The sequence below is a fragment of the Desulfoluna sp. CLI2B genome (assembly GCF_056847375.1).
In genome coordinates this window covers 5953367-5971958 of the sequence record NZ_CP186557.1, presented here as the reverse complement: position 1 = coordinate 5971958, position 18592 = coordinate 5953367, and the positions used below count along the sequence as shown (strand labels likewise).

At 60.5% G+C, this 18592-nt stretch carries 18 protein-coding genes; 9 read left to right on the top strand and 9 right to left on the bottom strand.

Going from position 1 to position 18592, the window contains the following annotated elements; genetic code table 11:
- Positions 1-62 precede the first annotated feature (62 nt).
- On the top strand, positions 63-581 hold the full coding sequence (locus ACOYW2_RS27675) for a nitroreductase family protein (RefSeq protein WP_482768678.1): 519 nt from the start codon (positions 63-65) through the stop codon (positions 579-581).
- A 396-nt stretch (positions 582-977) separates the two neighbouring features.
- Here ACOYW2_RS27675 and ACOYW2_RS27670 read toward each other — a convergent pair whose 3' ends face one another.
- The 7 genes from ACOYW2_RS27670 to ACOYW2_RS27640 form a co-directional block, all read right to left on the bottom strand.
- Positions 978-1721, bottom strand: coding sequence for an IclR family transcriptional regulator (locus ACOYW2_RS27670; RefSeq protein WP_482768677.1), 744 nt, complete (start codon positions 1719-1721; stop codon positions 978-980).
- A 588-nt stretch (positions 1722-2309) separates the two neighbouring features.
- Complete coding sequence (locus ACOYW2_RS27665; RefSeq protein WP_482768676.1) at positions 2310-3035, bottom strand: aspartate/glutamate racemase family protein; 726 nt, start codon at positions 3033-3035, stop codon at positions 2310-2312.
- A gap of 469 nt (positions 3036-3504) precedes the next feature.
- The gene (locus tag ACOYW2_RS27660; protein ID WP_482768675.1) at positions 3505-4890 is read right to left on the bottom strand and encodes an FAD-dependent oxidoreductase; all 1386 of its coding nucleotides are present in this window, start codon (positions 4888-4890) and stop codon (positions 3505-3507) included.
- Positions 4887-5180 carry a (2Fe-2S)-binding protein gene (locus ACOYW2_RS27655; protein ID WP_482768674.1) on the bottom strand — a complete coding sequence of 98 codons (294 nt, stop codon included), beginning with the start codon at positions 5178-5180 and terminating at the stop codon, positions 4887-4889. Before ACOYW2_RS27655 ends, ACOYW2_RS27660 begins: the two co-directional genes overlap by 4 nt.
- A gap of 7 nt (positions 5181-5187) precedes the next feature.
- Positions 5188-5373: a hypothetical protein gene (locus ACOYW2_RS27650; RefSeq protein ID WP_482420853.1), complete on the bottom strand. Its 186-nt coding sequence runs from the start codon at positions 5371-5373 to the stop codon at positions 5188-5190.
- Complete coding sequence (locus ACOYW2_RS27645; protein WP_482771094.1) at positions 5370-6299, bottom strand: NAD(P)/FAD-dependent oxidoreductase; 930 nt, start codon at positions 6297-6299, stop codon at positions 5370-5372. Before ACOYW2_RS27645 ends, ACOYW2_RS27650 begins: the two co-directional genes overlap by 4 nt.
- Before the next feature lie 87 nt (positions 6300-6386).
- Positions 6387-6767 (bottom strand): RidA family protein, encoded by a 381-nt coding sequence (locus ACOYW2_RS27640; protein ID WP_180137486.1) that lies wholly within the window; start codon positions 6765-6767, stop codon positions 6387-6389.
- A gap of 425 nt (positions 6768-7192) precedes the next feature.
- On the opposite strand from ACOYW2_RS27640, the gene ACOYW2_RS27635 reads away from it, so the two are divergent.
- Complete coding sequence (locus tag ACOYW2_RS27635) at positions 7193-8635, top strand: sodium:solute symporter family protein (RefSeq protein ID WP_180137487.1); 1443 nt, start codon at positions 7193-7195, stop codon at positions 8633-8635.
- Positions 8636-9110: 475 nt separating this feature from the next.
- Here the strand turns inward: ACOYW2_RS27635 and ACOYW2_RS27630 are convergent, their stop codons facing one another.
- Positions 9111-10037, bottom strand: a complete 927-nt coding sequence (locus ACOYW2_RS27630) for a cation diffusion facilitator family transporter (RefSeq protein WP_482768673.1) — start codon at positions 10035-10037, stop codon at positions 9111-9113.
- Positions 10038-10325: 288 nt separating this feature from the next.
- Between ACOYW2_RS27630 and ACOYW2_RS27625 the strand changes: the two genes are divergently transcribed.
- From ACOYW2_RS27625 to ACOYW2_RS27610, 4 genes are all read left to right on the top strand, one after another.
- Positions 10326-10799, top strand: coding sequence for a beta/alpha barrel domain-containing protein (locus tag ACOYW2_RS27625; RefSeq protein ID WP_482768672.1), 474 nt, complete (start codon positions 10326-10328; stop codon positions 10797-10799).
- Positions 10684-11544 (top strand): oxidoreductase, encoded by an 861-nt coding sequence (locus ACOYW2_RS27620; protein WP_482768671.1) that lies wholly within the window; start codon positions 10684-10686, stop codon positions 11542-11544. Before ACOYW2_RS27625 ends, ACOYW2_RS27620 begins: the two co-directional genes overlap by 116 nt.
- A gap of 158 nt (positions 11545-11702) precedes the next feature.
- Positions 11703-13010, top strand: a complete 1308-nt coding sequence (locus ACOYW2_RS27615) for a DUF945 family protein (RefSeq protein WP_482420846.1) — start codon at positions 11703-11705, stop codon at positions 13008-13010.
- Positions 13011-13073: 63 nt separating this feature from the next.
- Positions 13074-13796 carry an alpha/beta fold hydrolase gene (locus ACOYW2_RS27610; RefSeq protein WP_482768670.1) on the top strand — a complete coding sequence of 241 codons (723 nt, stop codon included), beginning with the start codon at positions 13074-13076 and terminating at the stop codon, positions 13794-13796.
- Positions 13797-14064: 268 nt separating this feature from the next.
- Here the strand turns inward: ACOYW2_RS27610 and ACOYW2_RS27605 are convergent, their stop codons facing one another.
- Positions 14065-16002, bottom strand: a complete 1938-nt coding sequence (locus ACOYW2_RS27605) for a [Fe-Fe] hydrogenase large subunit C-terminal domain-containing protein (RefSeq protein WP_482768669.1) — start codon at positions 16000-16002, stop codon at positions 14065-14067.
- Between the two features lie 250 nt (positions 16003-16252).
- Here ACOYW2_RS27605 and ACOYW2_RS27600 point away from each other — a divergent pair, with 250 nt between their 5' ends.
- From ACOYW2_RS27600 to ACOYW2_RS27590, 3 genes are all read left to right on the top strand, one after another.
- Positions 16253-17110 carry a rhomboid family intramembrane serine protease gene (locus tag ACOYW2_RS27600; protein WP_482768668.1) on the top strand — a complete coding sequence of 286 codons (858 nt, stop codon included), beginning with the start codon at positions 16253-16255 and terminating at the stop codon, positions 17108-17110.
- Positions 17107-17934, top strand: coding sequence for an endonuclease/exonuclease/phosphatase family protein (locus ACOYW2_RS27595; RefSeq protein ID WP_482768667.1), 828 nt, complete (start codon positions 17107-17109; stop codon positions 17932-17934). The genes ACOYW2_RS27600 and ACOYW2_RS27595 overlap by 4 nt, the downstream gene beginning before the upstream one ends.
- A gap of 108 nt (positions 17935-18042) precedes the next feature.
- The gene (locus ACOYW2_RS27590) at positions 18043-18591 is read left to right on the top strand and encodes a YceD family protein (RefSeq protein WP_482414413.1); all 549 of its coding nucleotides are present in this window, start codon (positions 18043-18045) and stop codon (positions 18589-18591) included.
- The last annotated feature ends 1 nt before the right edge of the window (position 18592 follow it).

The window sequence follows — 18592 nt, the reverse complement described above, 5'->3', positions numbered from 1 at the left end:
AAAATAACATTGTACGCGCTGCGGCCGTATTATTCCCACCTTTTTTTATCAGGAGACAGCACATGGATCCCTTCAACATCTTTTATCAACGCAAAAGCGTCAGGAAATTTACAGAAGAAACCGTATCAAGGGAGACGTTGACGCAGCTCATCAAGGCCGGCATGGCCGCCCCCACCGCCGGCAACAAACAACCCTGGGCCTTTGTGGTGGTGGATGACCCCGAGGTGCTGGCCCGACTCGGTGCCGTGCTCCCCTACGCAGGGTTCGTCAAAGGGGCTCCCGCAGCCATTGTGGTCTGCGGCGATCTCTCCAAAGCGTTTGAGGGGGTGGAGGAACCCTTCTGGGTCCAGGACTGCTCCGCCGCCACCCAGAACATCCTGCTGGCCTGTGAAATGAAAGGGCTGGGAGCGGTCTGGACCGGCGTCTACCCCCTGCAGGAACGCATGGACGCCGTAAGCGACATCCTGAACCTGCCCGATCACATCGTCCCCCTCAACGTCATCCCCTTAGGAACCCCGTCAGGCAACCCCAAACCCAAAGAGAAATGGGCCCCTGAAAACCTCCACTGGCAGGCATGGTAAGGCACAGGGCTGGGACAGTACAAAAAAACATAGACAAATGGGTAGCTATTCCAGCCCCAAAAGACTGCCTCCGGCGGGAAGGCGGGCCACCTTGAAAGCCTATGGCGAATGCATGGAGGCTGTCGTTATACATGCGTTTTCGGAGCATTCGCGTGACGTGTGACATTGGGCAACCGTCTCTGCAGGAGATATCCACTTCATTCTTCAAAAAAGCACGATGCGAGGCTTTCTGGTTTAGCCTCCGGCAGGGCCGTCGGAGGCCAACTGAGCAGTTACATTTAGGGACCAGACAAAAAATCCTACGTGAATGCCGCTGCGATTTAACCCGAGGAACGAGGGGTAAAGCGCGGCGGCAACCAGCTTTCAAGGTGGCTCACCTTGCCGCCGGAGGCGTTTTTATTTTTTTGCAGGCTGGTTGAGGCGGGTTCGAAAGAAGGCGACCATGTCGTCGAGTTTGTTGTCCCATTCGGCGCCCTTTAAGGCATCCACGGTGACGGAGCCCACCACCTCGCCACCGGAACACAGGGGAAAGGCAAGGCCCACGGCCCCGTCCACGGCCAGGTCGTAGGCGTAGCCGTAGCCGCGGTTGCGGGAGATCTCGAGGAAGAGTTTAAGGGTATCCCAGCTTCCCACCATCCGCTCCTTGAGCTCGGCCTCGTTGCGGGCCAGGATGGCGTCCCCTTCCTCAACGGGGAGGACAGACAAAATGCCTAAGGTACAGGAGCCGAGGCCCAGGGGGCGTCGTTCCCCCACCCGGCTGGAGAACACCTGGATATTGTGGGTCCCTTCCACACGCTCCACGCAGGTGCAGTCGTCGTTGTCCCGGGAATAGAGGGAGGTGGTGTACCCGAAGGTTTGGGCCGCTTCGTGGGCCAGGGGGGAGAACCGGGAGAGAATCCGCTGGTCGCGGTCGAAATTGGGTCGGATAATGCACTCGTCACCCACCCGGTACCCCTTGGTGGCGGGGTCGCAGGAGACGAACCGGCACTCCTTGAGGACCGAGAGAAGCCGGTGCACGGTGGGGGCTGGAATGCCCAGCCGTTCGCTGATCTCCCGGGGTGAAACGGTCTCCTCGCTCTCCTCCACGATAAGGGTGAGGATGTTGAGGATCCGGTATGCGCTTTGAGCTCCTTTAATCATAATGGGGTGAATCTACCAGCTCCCCTTTCACGGGTCAACAGGGGTTCGCCAATGCACCGGGAAGTGGCCTTCTATGGTTAAAGTGGGTGAAAAAAAAGGCCTCCGGCGGCCAGGTGGGGGCACCTGGAAACCCCATGGCGAATGCATGGGTGCAGACATCCTGCAAACGGTTTCGGGGCATTCGCGTGGTGTATGACATGTGGCTGCCGTTTTGGCAGGAGAGACCCATTTCATTTTTCTGAAGACACGATGAAGGGCATTTGGGATTCACTTGACTTTAACCGGAATAACTCCGGCAGCAAGGCGTGCCACATTGAAAGCATATTGCCATTGCGATTTGCCCTTCAAACAAACGTCGCCCTGATCATCGTTTAAAGCATCGACGGATTTACATCCCCCCCCGGAACACCCTTGCCCCCTGGAGCGCCGCACTCCGGTGCGGCACGGGTAACGACGGACTATAATGCCGCACCGGAGTGCGGCGCTCCGTTTCGGTCGAGCTTTCTCGATTTTTTCAACGGTCACGGCAGGGCCGCCGGAGGCATCATTAAACGAGACGGTCCTTCCCATGGAAGTCACGTCAGGCCATTACAGCCCCTGGTACCTCTTGCGTTTCACGGCGTAGCGAGCGTACTCGATGAGGCCATCGATGTCGTAGACCGGGCAGCAGATGCGCTCCTGGATGCTCCGGGCAAAGGCGGAAAGATCGGTGCACTCCAGCACCAGGGCATCAAGGTTGTGCTCTGCCATCAGGGCCTCGGCTGCCCCGCAGATCTCCGCCTCCAGTCGGTCCATGTCAAAGTCGGTGCGCCTGGCCTCGATGATGGTCTCCCAGAACTCGGGGCAGCCCTCCATGCCCTTGATGACCACGTCGTTGATGTCTCCCCCCACCTGGGCAAAATGCATGGGGGTCAGGGCATCCCTGCTGGCTGTAAGCACCCCGATGACGGCATCCGGCCCGTGGAGCGTCCGCACCATGGGAATCTGGATGAGGCTGGAGACAAGGACCGGAATTCTCACCGCCTCGGTGAGCTCCTTCTGAAACCGGGCAAGAAACCCGCAACTGCCCGTGATGGCCATGGCCCCCTCCCGCTCCAGCGCCCTGGCCGCCTCGATAAAGGGCGCCACCAGATCCGGGGTGGGATTGAAAAGGAGCGTGGGCACATCGATCCCGCGCAACACCTTGTAGGTGACCGGAAAATCAAAGGTCACCGGATTCCTCAAATGCCCCGGGGGCTTGGGAAAATAAGACTCCAGACACAGCACACCAATGGGGGTGTCCGTATGAAGAAGACCGCCCTTTAAAATCATCATCCCTCCTTACTATGTTCGAAAAGCATGCCTCCGGCGGCGAGGTGAGCCACCTCGAAAGCTCATTGCCCTTGCGGTTTGTCCCTCGTTCCTCGGGCCAAACCGCAAGGGCCTTCGGCTCGGGCTTCGCCCGATATACTAAGTTGACGGCTGACACGGGGTGTCGCACAGGCTTTGAAATACCTGGATACGTTGCCGTGCCTTGAAGATTATCTGATTTTGCCTGTGTGCCCCAGATTCGGGAATATTTTTTCGCCAAAGGATCCGTATGAAGATGCCCTGCGATAAGCGAAACAGCGACCGAATTGCGATCCCTGACTTGCACGTGTACCCCCACATCAAAATCATCACGGGCGAAGCCCGTCAGCGAATGTAAAGGGCGAGGAACGAGCCCCGAGCATTCGCGCCCCTGGGGTCCAGGGATGTATCCCCTGGCCGCCGGAGGCACGCTTTTGCTTTTTCGTTTTTCGTCTTAGTCCCCGCCCCCGAGGCCACAAATCTCGCCGAAGAGGACCGGGCGCATGGGGGGGCGGATACGCAGGGAGCCCACGTCGGGGACCTCGCGTTCCAGGGCGTTTGCTGCGATCTCGGCCAGGGCCGGGCCGCACATGCGTCCCTGGCAGGGGCCCATGCCGCAGCGTGTCCTGACCTTGATGTCGTTGACCTCGTGGCATCCCTCTTTGACGGCCTCGCGGATGGCCGAGGCCGTAACCCCTTCGCAGCGGCAGACCAGGACATCGTCGTCCACCTCGTAGAGGTCTTTGCGGGGAGCGAACCAGCCATCCACGAACTTTCGCGGGGCCAGGGCCTTGCTCAGCACCTTGCGCGGGCGGGTACGCTTTCGTTTGGCGTCTTCATCGGTGAGCACCCGAAGGGAGCGGGCCACGTCGATGCCTGCCAGCTCGCCTTTGGCGGCGGCTGCGGCGGCGCCGTGGACAAAGACTCCGTCCCCGGCCACGTAGATGCCTTCCCGGCTGCTCTTTCCGTTTTCGTCGCACACCGGGTACCAGTAGCGCTGCACCGGGTTCCAGGCGTGGTCGAGGCCCAGGGCCCGGCTCATGTGGGTGCGGGGCAGAATCCCTTCATGGACCAGGAGGGTGGCGGCGCTCACGCTGCGGGGCGTGCCGTCCACGGCAAAGCTCACCCGCTCCAGGCGATCCTTGCCGAAGGCGGTGATATCAGAACCGTTGCGATAAATGGGCACGCGGCTTCGGGTCATCTTGGCCACCATCTTGAGCCCCTTGAAGAGAAAGGGGATGTCCCGGAGGGCCATGGGCATATGGGGAGCGGCTTTCATGATATTGGCCTTGGGGGTGGTGTCCACCACGGCGGCGATGTCGGCTCCAAGCTCCAGGAGATGGTTGGTGATCAGGGGAATCAAAGGCCCGTTCCCTGCTACCACGATGGGGCCTTTGGGCACCACCGAGGCGCTTTTGTAGAGGATATCGGCGGCACCGGCGGCCATGACCCCGGGCAGGGTCCATCCGCTGAAGGGCACGGGGCGCTCCATGGCCCCGGTGGCCACAACAATATTTTGGGTCTTGTACTCCTGGGTCTGGGCGTCCCGGGTGGCCAGGACGCGTCCGGGTTCTGCAAACCAGACGGTGCTGCGGGGTTCGTAGGCGGCCCCGCTCTTTTGAAAGCGTCTTAGAATCCGAAGCCCTTCGGCCCGGTCCTCCTTCTGGAGAAAGCGCCCCTTGGCGCCGGGGGCGTCCACGGAGCGATAGATCTGGCCGCCGGCAAAGGCCTGCTCGTCCAGGAGCACCACCTCCAGGCCGCACTCCGCTGCGGCGGCTGCGGCGGAGAGTCCCGCGGGTCCGGCCCCGATAACGACAAGGTCCCACTGCTGCTGGATCATTTCCCCTCCCGCTCCGCCGGTTCACGCCGGACGGTCATTCCCTCTTGGACGATGGTAACGCAGGACTGCTGGTTGGGCCTGCCGTTGATCTCCATCATGCACTCAAAGCAGACACCCATCATGCAGTAGGGGGCCCTGGGCTCGTTGGTTACGCTGTTCTTGCAGGTGTGCCTGTCGTGGGAGTGGCCCAGGACAGCGGCGGCAACGGAGATGCCCTCCGGAACCGTCATGGGCTCACCGTCCACGGTGATGGTGACGGTCTGCTCCGCCTTGGCTGGTTTCTTGCTCATGGTTTCCTCACTTGGCCCCGGTCTTGTTGAACCGTGAAAGGCTGAAAATCTTGCCGTCCTCGGGCAGCCCGTTGCCGAGCACGTAGTCGGGGAGGGTTGCCACGTGGATCCCGGAGAGGGTCACGGCGCTGTGACAGTTGAAAACAAAGACGTTGTCGTGACCGGGCACGGTGTCGTAGATGGGTAGTGTCATGGACATTCAGCAATTCGCAGGCAGCTCCAGCACCGGATCACGCGGAGCTTTGCCAGGTCGGGCCAGACAGAGACGGCCCACCGCCCTTCCGAAGCCACGGCCTCGGGGGTAAAGCCCGTGTCCGTGCCCACGTACTCATGCTTGTAGCCCACCATGATGGTCCCCCCGGGGGTCTGGGTAAGCCCCAGGATGGGAATGGGCAGCACGTTGTCCGCCACCCGCTCGGTGAGGAGATCCTGGGCGCGGTCCGGGGTCACGGGCACCTTGAGATCGAACCAGGCCCCCAGCTGCCGGTTGCTCAGGCCACCGGCCAGCACCAGCTTGTCGCAGGCGATCTCTCCCCGGCTGGTGGTGACAAGGTAGCCGGAGCCCTCGCGCCGGATGGAGTGGGCGCGGCATTCGGGCAGGAAGGTTCCCCCCAAATTCACCATGGCCTTGCGCATGGCAAACATCATCTTCAGGGGCTCTAAAAAGCCGTCCTCTTCGCACCAGGCCGCCCCGCATACCTTGTCGCCAAAAGAAATTTTCGGGAGCAGTTTTTCCAGCTCGGACCGGCTGATCATGGTGCCGCTGTAGCCAAAGTCCCCCGCCTCTTTGCGAAGCCCTTCGATGTACTCGGCCCTCCGGCCGTACTCTTCTTCTCCCACACAGGGGATGAGGCCGCCGGTGGGGTTGTAGGGGATGTGGATGCCCGAGGTCTCTTCGAGCTCGGCGATGAGCCCGGGGAAATGACGGGAGGAGTTAAAGCCCCAGCGCATGTACTTGGGGTACATCTGACAGGGCCTTGGACTGCACCCAGATAAGGCCCATGTTGCTGCGGGAGGCGCGGTCCACCACCGCGGGTGTCGTCCATGACGCACACGCGGACGCCTTTTCGCCAGGCCATGCACGCCGGCGCCGGTGACCCCGCCGCCGATGACGAGCACGTCCACCTGCCTGCGATCCGCCGATTTTTTTGATCGGTCTCGAATATCATCGTCTCTTGGCGATCCTGTACTCCGATGATGGCCTGGTTAGGACGCCTTAAAGGCGATGCAGTCCACTTCCACCTTGCAGTCGCACATCATGGAGGACTGGATGGTGACCCGCGCCGGTGCGTGGGCAGGTGAGAATCGGGCGGCGAACACCTTGTTGAACTCGGGGAAATCCCTGGGATCGTCGATCCACACCCCCACCCGGACCACGTTGTCCAGGGTGTATCCGGCGGTTTCAAGGACCTTCACCATGTTGTCAAAAGCGAGTTCCGCCTCTGCTTTCATGCTGCCGGCCAGCAGCTCACCCTTTTCGTTTCGCGGGACCTGACCGCTGACATAGAGCCAGCCGTCGGCCTCCACTGCCTTGGAGATGGGAAGCCCCCCGCCGGTGGGGGTGCCGTGGCGTTTGATGTCTGACATGCGACCTCCGATAAATCATATTATGAGAAAAGTTCATATTATGACCAAGTGTATACGCCACCGCTTTTCAAAGTTCAAGAGAAATCAATGCATTTGAAAAACGATCCCGCCAGCCACATTTTTATCATATAATGATAACAAGATCACATAATGAATATTTCCCATTGACAGAAATCAGATATATCAGATATTGTTCTGGAAATCGAAGCGACAAATGGCGTACACTTTTGAACATTGATGATGGCCCGACCCGCGGTTCAACCCAGGCAACGGCGCCTGCCGTACAGACCGAACCATCATCATCTTCTCCGGCCCCCACCAGGGAAACCGAGGTGTCTGTCGCTTTGATGAGAGTTCACCCGCACGGCCTTATTTAAGGCCGCGCCCGTCTCTTTCATCGAATCTACGTAGGAGGTAGAGGAAGTATGGCAGTATCCACGTTGGACATGATACTGATCTTCGGGTATTTCGCACTGGTACTCGGCATCGGCGTCTTTTCCATGAAAAACATCAAAGATTTTGACGACTACTCCGTAGCCGGCCGTTCCATCCCCATGGCCATCCTCTTTGCAACCGTTGCTGCCACCCTCTGCGGCGGCGGTTCCACCATCGGGCGTATCGCCTTTGTGCACAAGCAGGGCATCATCGTCCTCATGGGCATCTCGGGCATGGCCCTGGGCCAGGTTTTAAGCGGGCTCTACATCGCCCCGAAGGTGCGTGAGGCCGGGGCCAACGTCTACACGGTGGGCGACCTGTTCGGCAGGAGCTTCGGCCGAAGCGGCCGCCTGGCTTCAAGCATCGTGGCCTTCGCCTTTGTCATCGCCCTGTTCGGGGTGCAGATCCTGGCCATGGGCCGGATCCTCCAGACCGTCACCGGTATTCCCCTGATCCCGGCGGCCGTTATCTCCTCAGTGATCACCATCGCCTACACATGGGCAGGCGGCATGCTGGCCGTTATCCTCACCGACGCCATCCAGTTTGTGGTCCTGGCCCTGGGCATCACCCTCTGCGCCTTCCTCTCCCTGAACCAGGTGGGGGGCATCAACGAAGCGGTGCAGACCGTCATCGCCATGGGCCCCGAGTTTGCCGACAAGGTGGACTTCTTCCGCTCGGACTGGAGCACCACCAAGATCTTCGCCTTTTTCCTCACCTTCATGTTCGGTGAGATGGCCGCGCCCTACTTCATCCAGCGCTACGCCACCGGCGCCTCCCCCAAGGACAGCAAGTGGGGGGTCACCATCTTCGGCGGCTACTACATGTTCTTCCTCGTCACCACCCTGGTCATCGGCGTGTGTTCCCTGGTGATCCAGCCCGATGTAAGGCCCGACCTGGCTCTCACCACCCTGATCCGGGAGACCCTGCCCCCGGGCATCTCAGGCCTTGTCTTCGGCGCCCTGCTGGCGGCGGTCATGTCCACAGGCGACTCCTTTATCAACACCGCGGCGGTTATCTTCACCCGGGACATCTACAACGAGTTCATTAACCCCAAGGCCAGCCAGCAGGAGCTCCTCTCCTGGACCAAGAAGATCACCATCGTCATCGGTGTCGGCGGCGTGGGCATTGCCCTGGCCTTCCCCAAGATCTTCGAGTTGATGATCTACGTCTACAACCTCTGGGCTCCCGCCGTGATCCCGACCCTGCTCGTGGCCCTCTTCTGGAAGAGAGGAATCTCCCCTTACGTCGGCGCCCCGGCTGTGGTGGTGGGCCTTTTAACGGCCTTTATCTGGGGCCCCAAGGTCCTCGGCGATCCCCTGGGCCTGCCCTCCAACATCGTGGGCATGGCCGCCAACATCCTCACCATGGTCGTGGTGCACCAGATGACAAAGAACACGACACCGTCCCGAAACTTTCAACCGGAGTCTATCTAAAGGAGGGTGACCCATGCTTGAAGCCATTATCTACACATCCCTTGCCATCAACGTCCTTGCAGCGGGCTATGTGACCCTCGGCATCGTGAAATACATTCTCAGCATCAATAAATCCTGACCCCAGCCCCGAAGGCGCCCACCCCCTGAACGGGGCGCCTTCGGACTTCCTCCCCTGAGATGTGCAAAACGGGCGACCCATCACTACCGATGGTGTCGCCCGTTTTGCTTTGCAGCGAGTACCTGTAAAAAAGCCTCCGGCGGCCCTGCCGGGGGCCAAACTTTTGAAAAGTTTGATAAACAGGTTTTAAAAATCAATCCAGTTCAATTTGAATCAAAGACGAATGTGTTTTTCCCTGAGGAACGAAGGGGAAAACGCATTCGTAACCTGCTTTCGAGGTGGCACACCTCGCCGCCGGAGGCAGGCTTTTCCATGCACTATAACCATAGAAGTCAAGACGCCGGGGTGCAGATGTATTTAATGGTCATGGGGATCGCGCCTGCAGGACGCATCAGCGATGAGGGATTTGTCGTCGCAGACCTCCAGCTCGGGCTGCAACAGGACATGGGTAATGTGGAACCTTTGGCGCAGGCGCTCTTCCATGGCGGCAAGGATGGTGTTCACCCGACTCAAGGGGAGGTCTTCATGGAAGTCCACATGGGCCTCCAGGTGGATGTCGGTGTCGGTGAGCTGCCAGACGTGGAGATGATGGATGTTGCGCACCGCCTCCTCTTCGAGCATGGCCGCTTCCACCGTTGAAACGTCCACGGAAGGAGGGGAGAACTGCATGAGCACGGCCAGGCTCTGCATCACCAGGCCCCAGGAGGCGTAGATCAGGTACAGGGCGATGCCCACGGAGAGCAGGCTGTCCAGGCGGTGCACCCCGAACACGGCCACGGCAACGCCCCCTGCCAGGACGGCTACGGAGGTGATCATGTCCGTAAAAAGGTGCAGGGAGGCGGAGCGGATGTTGAGGCTGCCCTCGGCTTCTTCCTTTAACAAAAGGACACAGAGCCCGTTGAGGGCAATGCTCAGGATCGCCAGGAGGATCACCGGCCCAGCGGACACGGCCACCGGATGAATCAGGCGAACCACTGCCTCCTTGATAAGGAGCAGGGCAATGGCCATGAGGGTGACGCTGTTGATCATGGCGGCCACCACCCCGGCGCGTCGGTACCCAAAGGTTTTCTCCGGGGTAGAGGTTCGGGTGATGAGTTTTTCGGCGATGGCACTGATGATGAGGGCCACCACGTCGCTGGCGTTGTGAAGGGCGTCGGAGAGAAGGGCCAGGCTGCCTGAGAGAAGCCCCCCCGCCACCTGGGCAACGGTGATGACGACGTTGATGGCGATGGTGGCCCCCAGGCGGCTTCCGCTGGGGGCATGGTGATGGTGAGCGTGGCTCATGGAGACCTCCCGAAAAAGAAGAGTTGGGAGGGTCACCGACAGCCGTCGGCGGCAGTGCGCAGGAGCCCCGGCATGGGTGACCGCTGGACCAACCGCCTGATTGTGGAGAAAAAATTCTCGCTTATTGTACCGTGCATTCAAAAAAAGCGAAAGCGCCGATATTCGCGGGTTCCTGAAGCCACACCAAGGGGAACCCGACCACCTCTCCCACTTGCATTCCACGATTTCGGGCTTACGTTTCGTCAGAACGCAATCCCCACCCATCCATTTTGAATCAAGGGAGACCCCATGAAGACGGAACCCAACCCCCTGGCCGCCCCCCTCACCCTCCCGTGCGGAGCTGTTCTGAAAAACCGCATCGTCAAATCCGCCATGAGCGAAATCATGGGAGACCGTGGCCACGGCCCCACACCGGAGCTTCATCGCCTCTACAGCCGATGGGCCCGGGGAGGCACCGGTCTTCTGGTCACCGGAAACGTCATGGTGGACAGGCGAGCCCTGGGGGAGCCCAACAATGTGGTGATTGAAGACGACCGCCACCTGGAAGCCCTGTCCCGATGGGCCGAGTGCGGCAAGGCAAACGGAGCCCACATCTGGGGTGCACGTATATCCGGGTCGCCAGTCCCGCTTTCTCTCCCCGGAACCTGTGGCGCCTTCGGCCATCCCCTACGCATCGGACCTCAAGCGGGCCTTCAACACCCCGCGGGCCCTCACCGACGCCGAGATCCTGGAGATCATTCACCGATTTGCCAAAGCCGCTGAGACCGTCAAGCGCGCCGGTTTTACCGGGGTCCAGATCCACGGAGCCCACGGCTACCTGGTCAGCCAGTTCCTCTCGCCCCTGTACAACCACCGCACCGACCGCTGGGGTGGAGACATCACCGGGCGCATGCGCTTTGTCCTGGAGACCTACCGGGCCATCCGGCGGGAGGTAGGCCCTGAGTTTCCCGTGGGCATCAAGATCAATTCATCGGATTTCAAGCAAAACGGATTCACCGAGGAGGAGGCCCTTGTGGTGATCCGCGCCCTGGACGCGGAGGGCATCGACCTGGTGGAGGTCTCCGGGGGAAACTACGAGGCACCGGCCATGATGGGCGGGAGAAAAAAAGAGGGAAGCCCCTACTTCCTTGAGTTTGCCGATCAGGCGGCCCGAACCGTCACAGCGCCCCTGGTCCTCACCGGCGGCTTTCGATCCGACGAGATGATGAGGACGGCCCTTTACGAAACAGCCGTTGCCATGGTGGGCCTTGCCCGTCCCCTGGTGGTGGACCCCGAGCTGCCGGGCAAGGTGCTTAACGGGAACACAGTCACCAGCACGGTCCGGCGCCTGACCACCGGCGTCAAGCTTTTGGACCGCATCACCATGCTGGAGATCACCTGGTACGAAAACCAGCTGCGCTACCTGGGCATGGGCCAGGAGCCCAGGCCCCATGAAAACGTCTACAAGACGGTCTGGAAGATCCTCTCGGGCATGGGCACCATGGCCTTCAAGAGGCGTCGGGCCTGATCGCACCGGGCACCGCCATTGTAGCGCATATTCAACCACTTTTACGCTTCCGTCGCCCTTTTTTATTTTACTCCCAATCAATTGCTGATATGTTGACCATCATTGTTTTTGCAGTTATTTCAATCCCGAAACCCTGACACATATCTCACGGAGATTTTATGAAAAAAGTACTCGGCGGCATTATCCTTCTTGTTCTCGTTCTTCTGATGGGCGCCCCATGGTACATCGGCAAACAGGTCGAAACCTTCTACACCCAGCTTACCGATGAATCCCTGATGAATAACCCATCCATGGACATCAAGGACCTGGACTACCAGAGGGGCTGGTTCTCTTCTGTCATCACCGGGGACATCATCCTCAAGGCCATGGGGGAAGACCTGGCCCTTCCTGTAACGATCCGCTTCAAGAGCGAGGTCACCCACGGGCCCGTATTCTGGTCAGCTCTTTCTTCCGGTTCCCCCTTCGGCCTGGCCCTGGACCGTTCCTCCGCCTGGCTTGAGCCCGTTGCCGAGGAGGTGGATGAAAAGACCATGGCCAACGTCCGGGAGATCCCCTCCTTTGAGATGGAAAGCCACATCGGCTTCGACAAGACCATCTCCAGCGTCTACAGCATCGCAGCCTATGCCAAGGCCTTTGAGTCCGCCAGCAAACCCGCGACCATCGACTTTGCCGGACTCAACGGAAACGGCACGTACAACTGGGCCTCCAAGGACTTCGACTTTGAGGCGGAGATGCCCTCCTTTACCATCAAGGAAAATGAGACCGAAACCTTCATCGTGGACAAGATTCTCCTGTCCGCTGCCAAGGCGGGCGGCGACACCAACGCACGATACGACATCGACCGCATCGCCTTTACCAGTACGGAGTCCAACATCCGCTTCAACCTGGACAAGGCCTATGTGGCGGCCATGAGCAAGGAGGCCGAAGAAGTCTACAACTCCACCTTTGAAACCGGATTCGACAACCTGACCAACAACGACCTGAGCTTTGCCCCGGCCAAGCTCGAAATCATGCTGGACAACCTGGACAAAGCATCCATGGACACCCTCCGGGAGACCATAAACGATGTCGCAGCCTCCGGCAGCATGAACTCCGATATGTACGGCATGATGATCATGGGCAAGCTGATGGAACTGCTTCCCGAGATCCTCAAACGTGATCCCAAGCTCACCCTGGCCACCCTGAGCCTGGGCACCGGAAAAGACGAAACCCTCACCGCCACCGGCTATGCAGAGATCATCGGGGAGCAGGCCGCCAACCTCCCCTCCATGACCATGCTCATCCAGGCCGTGGACGCCGAGTTCGAGGCCTCCCTTCCCAAGGCGTTCCTCAACACCTTTATGGACCTGGGCCAGCTCATGCAGCTCATGGACCAGGGGCTCCTCGTCTCCGACGAAAACTACTATCGCACCAAGGCCACCATCAAAGAGGGACACGTCACCATCAACGGCAACACCATTATGTAGCGTCCCCATAAAAAAAGCCCCCGGCGTTTCGCCGGGGGCTGTTCCCGCAAGGGAGATCCCGCCATGCCACAGACCATCGTCAACGGCATTTCCATGCACTACCAATCCCACGGGGACGGCCCTCCCCTCCTCCTGATCCACGGCCTGGGCTCCAGCCTCAGGGACTGGGAGTATCAGGTGGACCACTTTGCCCCCCGGTTCCGGGTCCTCACCGTGGACCTGCGGGGCCACGGCAGAAGCGACAAACCCAAAGGGCCCTACGCCATGTCCCTGTTTGCAAAGGACGTGGCGGCCTTCCTCAAAAAAATCGCCGGGGAACCGGCCCATGTGGTGGGGCTCTCCATGGGAGGGGCCGTGGCCTTTCACCTCGCCCTGGACCACGCCCACCTCGTCAAATCCATTGTCATCGCCAACATGAGCGGCATGGTGCCGGTGGACACCTTCACCCGAAAGCACCTCTACTACAGCCGCCTGATCCTCTCAGCCCTCATGGGCCCGGGGGCCGTGGGCAAATTCATCGCAAAGCACGTCTTCCCCGCCCCGGAGATGGCACCCCTTCGGCACACCATGGAGGCCAGATGGGCGGAGAACCCCCGAATGCCTTACCTCGCAAGCCTCAGAGCCCTGAAAAACTGGAGCGTCATGGACCGGCTCCACCGCATCGCCTGCCCTTCCCTGCTCATCCACTCCGAGCACGACTACGCCCCCCTGGACCACAAAAAAGAGGTGGCCGCGCGCATGCAAAACGCCACCCTCGTGGTTAAGCCAGCACCCACCATGTGGTGAACGTGGAGGAGCCGGCCTCATTCAACGCCCTGGTCATGAATTTCCTCAAAAACCTGGAAGAGCGCCCCGCTGAGTAAAGGACGGGTTTACCAAACAGGTTTTAAAAACAGACTCAGTTCAATCTGAATCAATAGCGAATGTGATTTTCCCTGAGGAACGAAGGGGAAATCGCATTCGCAACCTGCTTTCGAGGTGGCACACCTCTCCGCCGGAGGCACGCTTTTTGAGCCGACTTTAACCATAGAAGGCATTTTTTCTGCGCGACCCTTTACCCTTCGGCCACACGGCTGAGGTTGGCGTGGATGTCCGCCACGGCCCCGGAGAGGTCCTGGAGGAGACCCGAAGCGTTGTGGGTGTTGGTGCTCTGCTGCTCCACGGCCGCGGCAATGGAGACCTGGTACTCTTCCAGGGTCGCCACGTAGCTGCGCAGGGCGTCCATGGCCTGGTTGACGTTCTTGGAGGCGGAGACGATCTTTTCCGTGATCTCGCGGATGCGCACCACGGCCCCGGCCGTGGAGTCGGCAAGGCCCTTGACCTCGGTGGCCACCACGTCAAAGCCCTTGCCTGCGTCCCCGGCCCGTGCGGCCTCTATCTTGGCGTTTAAGGCCAGCAGGGAGAGGTTGTCCACGGTGTCGTTGATAAACTGAAGGACGTCGGGAATTTCCTGGCTGGCAGCCTGCAGGCCGCTGAAGGCCTCCCCGGAATCGTCCACGTTGCGGGACGCCTCTTCGGCCACGGACTTGCTCTGCTGGACGTCCCGTGAAATCTCGGCGATGCTGGTGTTGAGCTCGTCAATGTTGCCGGAGATGCTCTGCATGTTGGTGGAAAGATCCCGGGTGGAGCGATCGATGGAGGCGATCTCTTCGTCCTGCATGGCCCGGGCGTTGATGCGGTCGATGAGCTTTTGGTTCTCATCCATGATAAAGTGGGCGCAGTGCTCCGGCTTGTTGATGCCGTTGAAGATGGCCAGGGCCATGCCTTCGCAGGAGTTGTAGCCGCAGGCAGAACAATTGTAGAGGTCCGCTGCTGTGTGCTTGCCCATGCTCCCGTAGACAGCCTTGAGTTCGGCCTCGGAAGGGGTGCGGATGATGTTGTCCGCGCTTCGGTCGGTGTAGCTCCGGGTGTAGAGTCCGGGCTCCCAGTAAGCGTCCAGAAGCTTCTCCAGGCTCTTTCTCGTCCTCGCCTCGGCCCCGGGACCTGATTTCCGGTAGCCCTCCTGCATGGCCCGGCTGCGTTTTTCCACCTCGTGCTCCAGGCGGTCCGGGGAGAGGTCCCGAGCCGGGGTCGCCGTGCCTCCGTTGCAGCCGTGGTCGCAGTTCAGGCAGTCCACCAGCTGGGGGGCCACCCCCTCTTTAACGCTCTGCTTCAAGGTCTTCAGGTACGGATAGACCACGGAGGGTCCTTCGATCTTCCGGGCCCGGGTGTCGGCCCCGCCCTTCCAGCGCGCCACCGTCCGAAGGAGGCCACCGGGACTGGAGAACAGCACGGCCCGCTCTGCGGGCGGGTTGGCAAACGCCACCTCAGGAAAATCCCCCAGGCGAATGCCTTCCCGCTGGAAAAAGTCGGAGAGCTCCGTCATGGTGACGTTGTAATCCCCCATGCCCACCTCTGCATACTCGCGCTTTTTGGCAAGGCAGGGAGAGATCACCACGATTTTATGGTGTGCCAGTTCCGGGTGAAACCGTTTGATCATCTTCATGGCATGGAGCATGGGGCTGTCTGCCGGGGCAAGGTGGGGAATCAGTTCGGGGGCGTAAAGCTCGATGAAGTTGACAATGGCCGGGCAGGGTTGGGCGATGACGCAGGAAGGGGAGTCGGCCTTCATGTGTTCCAGGTAGCTCTTAACGGTGAGCTCCGCCCCGAAGCTCACGTCAAACACCGCAGATACCCCTCGGGACCGGAGCCATCCGTTGAGGTTGAGGGTTCGCCCCGGAAAGGCGCACGCCACGGCAGGGGCCACCACGGCCACCATCTTCTCCCGCCCCAGGTCACGTAAAAAGGCCGGGGTATCATCCAACACGGTGCGGGCATCATGGGTACAGACCCGCACACACTCTCCACACCCGATGCACATGGCGTGATTCACAACCACCCCGTCCCCGGAGGCGTCATTACAAAACTTCACCGGACAGGCGGCGATACAGACATAACAGTTGACACATTTCTCCTGATCGATTGAAATCACTTCAGCAAGGGATGATCCCATATTTATATCGACTCCTTAATTCAGTTTTTCAAGACAGACCCCTCATATCAATTGACAAAAGCGAGCAGTATCGCCCAAACAGATCAACCGAGCCCCCCCGTGATCTTGGCCATCTATACCTTCATTAACGGCCGAATTTAAGCAGGCCTTAAGAAAAATAACGAAACGCGGTCCCCGAGAAGGTTACCGCTGCCCCCCGTTTCTGTGATAAAAACAGCATTAAACCGTTCACCCAACCCACAGGAACGCCATGGAACCTCTGCTGACGCACCTGACACGACAAAGGGCCAGGGAAATCGAGCTGCTGCTGACCACCGAAGGAATCGCCCACCGCATCGATGCCGAGCACGGGCGCCTGACCCTTCTGGTGGCCCCGGAGGACGCCCTGCGCTGCGAGTCCCTCATCGCCACTTACGACGCGGAGAACCGTCCACGGCCGGAGCGGACATGGACCCTTGCCCCCTCCTGGTCCGGTTTCTTCGCCGCCGCCGTGATCCTGGCCGTCTTCCTCAAGACGGGCCCCCTGGACAGCCTCCAGGAGCCGGTAAAGCTCTATGCCGCCTACTCCTCTCGAATCCTTGCCGGTGAGTGGTACCGGACCTTAACCGCCCTGTTTCTCCATTCGGACTGGCCCCACCTGCTGGGCAACATGGCCGGGCTCATCATTTTTTCCACGGGTGTGTTCCAGATCTGCGGAGACGGGGTGGGCTGGTTTCTCCTGCTGACGGCCTCGGCCCTGGCCAACGCGGTGAACGCCTTCTGGTTTGCCGGCATGGGACACATCTCCTTCGGAGCCTCCACCCTGGTCTTTGCCTCGGCAGGCCTTCTGGCCTCGGGCGGCACCCTCAAGCGCCTCCTCTCCCATGCCCCGCCCTGGCGGGCCCTGATGCCCCTGGGAGCTGGTCTGGCCATCCTTGCCTTCACCGGTGTGGGACCGGGCTCCGATATCTCCGGCCACCTGCTGGGGTTTGGCTTCGGCCTCGGGGCCGGGGTCCTTCCGGGCCTGATCCCGGAAAAACAGGGTCCCCTCCTCCAGGCCGCGGGCCTTGCCGTATCGGCCCTTGCCTGCAGCCTCGCCTTCTTTTCCGGCCAAGGGGGTGCCCTGTGAAAAAACGGATGTTCCCCCTTGTGGCCGTACTCCTCCTGCTCACCTCCTGCACCCTGCTTCAGGACCTCCAGGAGGCATCCCCCTATCCCGAGGGCCCTGCAGCACTGGGCCCAAAGTTCACCGTGGTTACCTGGAACGTGGCCAAGGGCAATGAGAGCTCCGGCCAGGAGGTCACCGAGGTGCTGAAAACCCTCAGCACAAACCTCACCTCCCCCATCATGGCCCTTCAGGAAGCCACCGGGGAGATGCTCGCCCTTCCGGGCCTGGGCGCCCACTTTGCCCGGAGCTTTCGCTGGTGGTGGAGCGATACAGACTCAGGGGTGGCCCTCATGGCCCCCGTAGCGCCCCTTTCCGCTCGTCCCATCGCGGTCAGGCCCCGTGAACTGGGGTTCATCACCCCCAAAATGGGGCTGGCGGCGGTTTACCCCATTGCAGGTGAAGACGGCACGCCCCGCAAACTCCTGATCATCACCCTCCACGGGCTTAACTTTGAGATATCCGCCCGGGGCCTCTCGGCCCAGATGGCAGCCGTCCGTGACGCGGTGGAGGCATTCAGGGGACCGGCCGTGGTGTGCGGGGACTTCAACACCTGGAGCAACCGTCGGCTCGCTGTGGTCACCGAGGCCCTCCCCGGCTTCACCGAGGCACCGGTTCGCGGCGCTCGCACCGGCACCTCACGCCTGGTGGTCCTCGCCGGAGGCGACAGCAAGCTGGCCATCGACCGCATTTTTTACCGCGGCCTTCGCCTTGACGGTCCAGCCACGGCCGTGCACACCACCCTCTCCGACCATGTGCCCGTCCGGGCACGATTCACCCTGCCGTGACATTTACAACAAGACGCCTTTCTGCTCTAATGAGCCATTGAACCGGTCGCTTGTTTGTCAGGCGGCCCTTCTCAACCATCAACACCCTTGCCACACATGGAGATCATCATGATCCTCAATATATCCGTTCTTTCAGAAAATTGGAGCGAGTTCTCCGCAAGCGAGCCCGCCACCCGTTTTTCCGTCCTCTCCGATCTGGAAAGCAAAGGCGAGGTTCGCTTCACGAGCCCCCTTGACATTGCCCTTTCAGCACGTACCCAAGGGGGCCAGGTGGAGGTCAAAGGGACCGTTTCCGTCACCGTGGAGCATCCCTGCGGGCGATGCCTCGAACCCTTCACCGAAGCCCTCACCGCCGATGTGGACCTGCGCTTTGTGGAAGAAGGGGTCCATGCATACGAGACCAAAGTGGCCGACGAGGTGGAGCTCACCGAAGAGGCCCTGACCCGGGAGACCTTCAGCGGAGATTCCATCGACCTCTCCGCCAACCTCCAGGACGAGGTGATCATGGCCCTTCCCCAGAACCCGATCTGCAACGCGACCTGCAAGGGCCTCTGCCGGGAGTGCGGGAAAAACCTCAACCAGGGAGCCTGTGACTGCGATGTGGCCACCGGGCACCCCGCCTTTGCCAAACTCAAAGTCCTGAAAGGGGGAAAGTAAC